This is a genomic window from Streptomyces sp. MUSC 14 (assembly GCF_001866675.1).
Taxonomy (GTDB): Bacteria; Actinomycetota; Actinomycetes; order Streptomycetales; family Streptomycetaceae; genus Streptomyces.
Genome location: NZ_MLYN01000002.1, coordinates 1 through 7326 on the forward strand (window position 1 = coordinate 1; position 7326 = coordinate 7326).

Genomic DNA, 7326 nt, shown 5'->3' on the forward strand with positions numbered 1-7326 from the left:
GGAGTTGACGTTTCACGAGCCGGTGATCCGGCTGGCGGGTGGTGGTCATTGCACGCCGGAGTTCTGGGTTTCCCATGTGCGTGAGGCGGTGCGTTTCGGGGATGCGGTGGCGGAGTTGGACGGGTTGGGTGTGACGCGTTTCCTGGAGCTGGGTCCGGATGCGGTGTTGACCCCGATGGTGCGTGAGTGCCTGGACGGGCGGCCGGTGACCGTGGTCCCGGCACTGCGCCGGGACAGGGCCGAACTGCCCGCTCTGCTGGCCGCCGTAGCCCAGGTGTTTGCCGCCGGCGAGTCCGTCGACTGGACAGCGCTCTGCCCCGGGGACGCGCGACGGGTCGACCTGCCCACGTACGCCTTCCAGCGCCATGCGTTCTGGCTCGACCGTGAGCCCGGCGGCAACATCGCCGCCCTGCCACCGGCCATCAGCCCGGCACTCCCGCAGCTGCGCCGTACGGCCGACATGTCAGCGGTCGAACGCAACCGTGCCGCCGTCGACCTGGTCCGCAAATCCGTCGCCATGGTGCTCGGACACACGTCCTCCGACGCCTTCGACCTGGACCAATCCTTCACCAACCTGGGCTTCAGCTCTCTTGCCGCGGTGGACCTGCGCGGCAGGCTCGCCGCCGCCACCGGCCTGGACCTGCCGCGCACGCTCGCCTTCGACTACCCGACCCCCGCCGCCCTCGCCCGCTTCCTGGCCGAAGCGGGCGACGAGGCCGCGGACAGCCGGCTGCCGCTCTCGACCGTCGCCGCGTTCGCCGACGACCCGGTGGTGATCGTCGGCATGGCGTGCCGTTTCCCGGGCGGCGTCGGCTCGCCGGAGGACCTGTGGGAGCTGGTCCTCGGCGGGGTGGACGCGATCAGCGAGTTCCCCGCCGACCGCGGCTGGGACATGGCCGCTCTGTACCAGAGCGACCTCGACCGCAAGGGCGCCACCCACGTACGTGGTGCCGGCTTCCTCGATGACCTGGCAGGATTCGACGCGCACTTCTTCGGCATCTCCCCGCGCGAGGCCACGTCGATGGACCCGCAGCAGCGGCTGCTGCTGGAGACCGCGTGGGAGGCGTTCGAACGCGCCGGCATCGATCCGCAGACACTCCGCGGCAGCCAGACCGGCGTGTACGCGGGCACCAGCGACCAGGACTACGCCGATCTGCTTCAGCGGAACGCCGAGAACCCCGACGGCTACCTGCTGACCGGCACCTCGGCCGCCGTCATCGCGGGCAGGCTGTCGTACCAGTTCGGGCTGGAGGGCCCGGCGTTGACGGTCGACACCGCGTGCTCGTCCTCGCTGGTCGCACTGCACCTGGCGGCCCAGGCACTGCGCTCGGGAGAGTGCACGCTCGCGCTGGCCGGTGGCGTCACGGCGATGGCCACTCCGATCGAGTTCCAGGAGTTCGGCAAGCATGGCGCGCTGTCCGCGGACGGCCGGTGCAAGGCCTTCGGCGCGGGGGCCGATGGCACCGGTTTCGCCGAGGGGGTCGGACTGCTGGTGCTGGAACGGGAGTCGGACGCCCGCCGCGCCGGCCATCAGGTGCTGGCCGTCGTGAAGGGCACGGCGATCAACCAGGACGGCGCCTCGAACGGTCTCACCGCGCCGAACGGCCTCGCCCAGCAACGGGTCATCCGGCAGGCGCTGGCCAACGCCGAGGTCCTGCCCGGCGAGGTCGACGCGGTCGAGGCGCACGGCACCGGCACCATGCTGGGCGACCCGATCGAGGCCGAGGCACTGCTCGCCATCTACGGTCAGCACCGTGTGGGCGGCGAGCCGCTCTGGCTCGGCTCGCTGAAGTCGAACATCGGGCACGCGCAGGCGGCGGCCGGCGTCGGCGGCATCATCAAGATGGTGATGGCGATGCGGCACGGCGTGCTGCCGAAGACCCTGCACGTCGAAGAGCCGTCCCCGCACATCGAGTGGGACAACGGCGTCGTCGAGCTGCTGAGCGAGGCGCGCCCTTGGCCGGCGACAGGCCGGCCCCGCCGGGCCGGCGTGTCCTCTTTCGGCGCCAGTGGCACCAACGCGCACGTCATCATCGAGCAGCCCTCTCCCGAAGCGGAGACCCCCGAAGCGGAGACCCCCGAAGCGGAGACCCCCGAAGCGGAGACCCCCGAAGGGGAGCCGGCCCCGGCGGAACACCTGTGGAACCTGCCGTTGGTGGTCTCGGCGCGCACCGAGGACGCCCTGCGGGCCCAGGCCGGCCGGCTCCGCGAGTTCATAACCGCCCGGCCGGAGGCGAACCCGACCGATGTCGCCTACTCGCTGGCCACCACCCGCGCGGCGCACGACCACCGGACGTATGTCCCCGGTGTCTCCGGCGCGGATCGCGACCAGGTTCTGGCGGTGCTGACCGGGATCGAGAGCGGCACCGCGCCACTGCCGCCGATCATGCCCGGTGCCCAGAACCCGGTCTTCGTCTTCCCGGGACAGGGCGGCCAAATGGTCGGCATGGCCCTCGAACTGTGGGACTCGTCCCCGGTCTTCGCCGCGTCCATGGCGGACTGCGAGGCTGCCTTCGCCCCGTACCTGGACTGGGACGGCTACACCCTGCGCGACCTGCTGGCAGCGACCGAGGGCGTGCCCGACCTGGACCGGCCCGAGCAGGCCCAGCCGATGATGTTCTCGGTGCTGGTGTCACTCGCACGGCTCTGGATGTCGTACGGCGTCCTGCCCTCGGCCGTCGTCAGCCACTCCCAGGGGGAGGTGGCCGCCGCCCACATCGCCGGCGCGCTCTCCCTCGCCGACGCCGCCAAGGTGCTCGCCACCCGGGCGCTCATGTCCTCCTCCGTGCACGGCGGCTCGATGTTCTGGGCCGCCGTGTCCCCGCAGACCGCCGCCGAGCGGATCGCGGGCCTGGACGGCGTCGAGATCGGCGCGGTGAACGCGAGCAACTCGGTGGTCATCTCAGGCCCGGCCGGGCCGACGGACGCGCTGCGCGAGCAGTGGCACACCGAGGGAATCCGGGTGCGCGACATCCCGACCGAGCACGCCTCCCACTCGTCGGCCATGGAGAGCGTCCGGGAGGAGATGACCGGGCGGCTCACCGATGTCGTACCGGACGAATCGATGGTCCCGTTCTACTCGTCGATGGCCGGCGCGATCGTCGACGGGACCGATCTGGACGGCACATACTGGTTCCACAATCTGCGCAATACCGTGAGGTTCCGCGACGCCGTGCAGGCCACCCTCGACGACGGCCACCGGGTCTACCTCGAAGTCAGCAACCGGGCCGTGCTGGGCCCCGCGGTACGCGACACCGCCGAAGAGAACGAGGCGGACATCGCGATCCTCACCACGCTGCGCAAGGACGACGGCAGCCTGAGCCAGTTCCTGCGGTCGGTGGCGCAGGCGTGGCAGACCGGCGTAGAGATCGACTGGGAAGCCGTCTTCGCAGGGACCGGCGCGCGCCGCGTGGACCTGCCCACGTACGCGTTCCGGCACCGCCGCTTCTGGGCGGACGGCTCCGCGACCGGGACGGTCGGCGACCTGGCATCAGTGGGCGTGGACCGGGTACGACACCCGCTGCTCGGCGCGGGCATGGGGCTGGCCGGCGACGGCGGGGCCGTCTTCGCCGGCCGGTTGTCGCTGGCCTCGCACCCCTGGCTGGCCGACCACGTGCTGTTCGGACGGGTGCTGGTGCCCGGCACGGCGTACGTCGAACTGGCCGTGCAGGTCGCCGACCGGGTGGAGTGCGACCTGGTCGAGGAGCTGACGATCGAGGCCCCCATGCTGCTGCCGGCACAGGGCGGTCTGGCTGTGCAGGTCACCGTTGGGCCGCCCGACGCGACGGGCCGCCGGACACTGACCGTGCACTCCCGGCCCACCGAGACCACGGACGAGCAGTGGACCCGGCACGCCGAGGGTGTCCTGCGGCCTGCCGACCCGGCCGACGACATGTCCTGGCCGAGGGGGCAGGCGTGGCCGCCCGCCGACGCCACCCCGGTCGAACTGGCCGGTGCGTACCAGGAACTCGCCGCGATCGGCTACGGCTACGGGCCCGCGTTCGGCGGCCTGCGCCAGGTCTGGCGGCGCGGTGAGGAGATCTACGCAGAGGTCGCCGCCCCGGCCGAGATCGCCGAGGACGCCGCGCGGTTCGGCCTGCACCCCGCGCTGCTCGACGCGAGCCAGCACAGCGTGCTCATCGCCGGCCTCGGCACCGCGGACCGCACGGCGCTGATGCCGTTCGCCTGGTCCGGGGTGCGGCTGCTGGGCTCCGGCGCCTCGGCGGCGCGGGTGCGGTTCACTCCGGTGGGCCGCGACACGGTCTCGATCGATGTGTACGACAGCTCCGGCGGCGCCGTGCTGCGAGTGGACTTCCTTGCCTCACGCCAGGTCTCGGTGGAGCAACTCGGCGTCGCGAACACGGTGCACAAGGACTCGCTGTTCGACGTGGCCTGGCAGGAGTGCGGGCGCACGGCCGGACCCACGGGCGTCGTGGGCTGGGCCGTGCTCGGCGACGGCCTGACCGTCCTTGGAGCCGCCGGGTACGAGGACCTGAACGCCCTGATCGAGGCGGTCGACGGTGGCGCCGAGGTGCCGGCCGTCGTGGTGCTGCCGATCCGGCCAGAGCCCGGTGACGTGGTCGCGGGCGTGCACGCCCTGGCCGCCGGTACCCTGCTCACGCTCCAGGCCTGGCTGACCGACGCCCGGTTCGACGCCACCCGGCTGATCGTGGTCACCTCCGGCGCGGTCGCCACCGGCACCGGCGACACGGTGACCGACCTGATGGCGGCCGCTGTGCGGGGCATGGTCCGCACAGCACAGCAGGAGAACCCCGGCCGGCTCGTGCTCGTCGACCTCGAAGACGCGGACGGCTCGGTCCTGGCGCCGGTGATCGAGCGCCCGGAGACCGAACTGGCCGTCCGCGACGACGTCGTGTACGCGCCCCGCCTCACCCACGCGTCCGCATCCGCCCGGACCGAGTCCGAGGACAGGCCCTGGGGCGATGGCACGGTGCTGATCACCGGTGCGTCCGGCACCCTCGCCGAATTGGTCGCCCGGCACCTCGTGACTGACTGTGGTGTACGCAGCCTGCTGCTGGTCAGCCGCCGCGGGCTGGACGCGCCCGGGATGGCGGTCTTGCGGGACGAGTTGACCGCGGCCGGTGCGGTGGTCGGGGTGGTGGCTTGTGACGTGGCCGACCGTGATGCCGTTGCCGGGTTGTTGTCGGTGGTTCCGGTGGGGTTCCCGTTGACCGGTGTGGTGCACACGGCTGGTGTGCTGGACGACGGTGTGCTGGGTTCGTTGACCGCGGAGCGGGTGTCGGCGGTGTTGCGGCCCAAGGTGGACGGGGCGTGGAATCTGCACGAGGCGACCCGCGAGCTGGACCTCTCGGCGTTCGTGGTGTTCTCTTCGGCGGCCGGCGTGTTCGGCACTGCGGGCCAGGCCAACTACGCGACGGCGAACGCGTTCCTGGACGCGTTGATGACCGCGCGCAGGTCGGCCGGGTTGGCGGGCGTCTCGGTGGCGTGGGGCCTGTGGGACCGGGTCACCGAGATGTCGGCACACCTGACCGCGTTCGATCGCGCCCGGCTCGGTCGCACCGGCATGATCCCGCTGAGCACCGAGCTGGGCGTGGCCCTGCTGGATGCAGCAGTCGCCCAGGATTCCGCGCTGCTCGTGGCGGCCGGCTTCGACCTGGTGGGCCTGCGTGGCGCCGACACGGTTCCGGGGTTGCTGCGTGGTCTGGTTCGGCGTTCGGTTCGGCGCGTGACGGAGTCGGCCGTCGCTGCTCCTGCGGTGACGGGCCTGACGGGGCTGAGCCGGGACGACCGGTTGCGTGCGGTGGGTGAGTTGGTGCGGGCCGAGGTCGGTTCGGTTCTGGGGTACGGGCCGGGTGTGGCGGTTGAGGAGGAGCGTGCGTTTGGTGAGCTGGGTTTCGACTCGCTGACTGCGGTGGAGCTGCGCAACCGGCTGGGTGGTGTGCTGGGTCTGCGGCTGCCTGCGACTCTCGTGTTCGACTATCCGACGGTCGCGTCGCTGACGGCGTACGTCTGTGATTCGCTGGGCGGTGCATCGACTGCGGGCGCGGATCGGCCGGTGGCGGCGGTGGCCGCTGTGGGTGCGGACGAACCGATCGTGATCGTCGGCATGGCGTGCCGCTACCCGGGTGGGGTGACCTCGCCGGAGGGCCTGTGGGACCTGGTCGCCCAGGGCCGCGACGCCATCGGCGAGTTCCCGGCCGGGCGCGGCTGGGATGCCGCGGCGCTCTACGACCCCGACCCGGAGCACTTCGGCACCAGCTACACCCGCAACGGCGGCTTCCTCTACGACGCCGACCAGTTCGACCCGGACTTCTTCGGTATCTCACCGCGCGAAGCCATCACCATCGACCCCCAGCAGCGCGTGCTGCTGGAAACCGCGTGGGAAGCCTTCGAGAACGCGGGCATCGACCCGACCGCACTGCGCGGCACGGCCACCGGCGTCTTCGTCGGCCTCATGTACCACGACTACTACACGCGCCTGAACGAGATCCCCGAGGAGTTCGAGGGATACGTAGGCAACGGCAGCGCGGGAAGCATCGCTTCCGGCCGGGTCTCGTACGAGTTCGGTTTCGAGGGTCCGGCCGTCACGATCGACACGGCGTGCTCCTCGTCTCTCGTCGCCTTGCATCTGGCGGCCCAGGCGCTGCGCTCGGGGGAGTGCTCGCTGGCCCTCGCCGGTGGCGTCACGGTCATGTCCAGCCCGGACCTCTACGTGGAATACAGCCGCCAGCGCGCGGCGGCCCCGGACGGCCGGTCCAAGGCGTTCAGCGATGATGCCGACGGTGCGGGCTTCTCCGAGGGCGTCGGCCTGGTACTGGTGGAGCGGTTGTCGGATGCTGTTCGGCTTGGTCATCCGGTTCTTGCGAGGGTGAGGGGTTCGGCGGTGAATCAGGATGGTGCGTCGAATGGTCTGACGGCGCCGAATGGTCCGTCGCAGCAGCGGGTGATTCGTCAGGCGTTGGTGAATGCGGGTTTGTCGGCGGGTGATGTGGATGTGGTGGAGGCGCATGGTACGGGGACGAGGTTGGGTGATCCGATCGAGGCGCAGGCTCTGCTGGCGACCTATGGTCAGGGGCGCGTCGCGGGTTCGCCGTTGTGGCTGGGTTCGTTGAAGTCGAATATCGGTCATGCGCAGGCGGCTGCGGGTGTGGGTGGGGTGATCAAGATGGTGATGGCGATGCGTCATGGGTTGATGCCGCGTACGTTGCATGTGGGTGAGGTGTCGTCGCATGTGGACTGGTCGGCGGGGGCTGTTGAGGTTCTTGCGGGGGAGCGTGAGTGGCCGTGTGGGGGGCGTCCGCGTCGGGCGGGGGTGTCGTCTTTTGGTATCAGTGGTACGAACGC

General features: G+C 71.2%; 1 protein-coding gene. It reads left to right on the top strand.

Annotation, left to right across the window (positions count from 1 at the left end; all coding sequences use genetic code 11):
* Positions 1-130: 130 nt before the first annotated feature.
* Positions 131-7326: type I polyketide synthase (locus BIV25_RS00010; protein ID WP_256255479.1), on the top strand; the 7196-nt coding region annotated here is incomplete at its 3' end.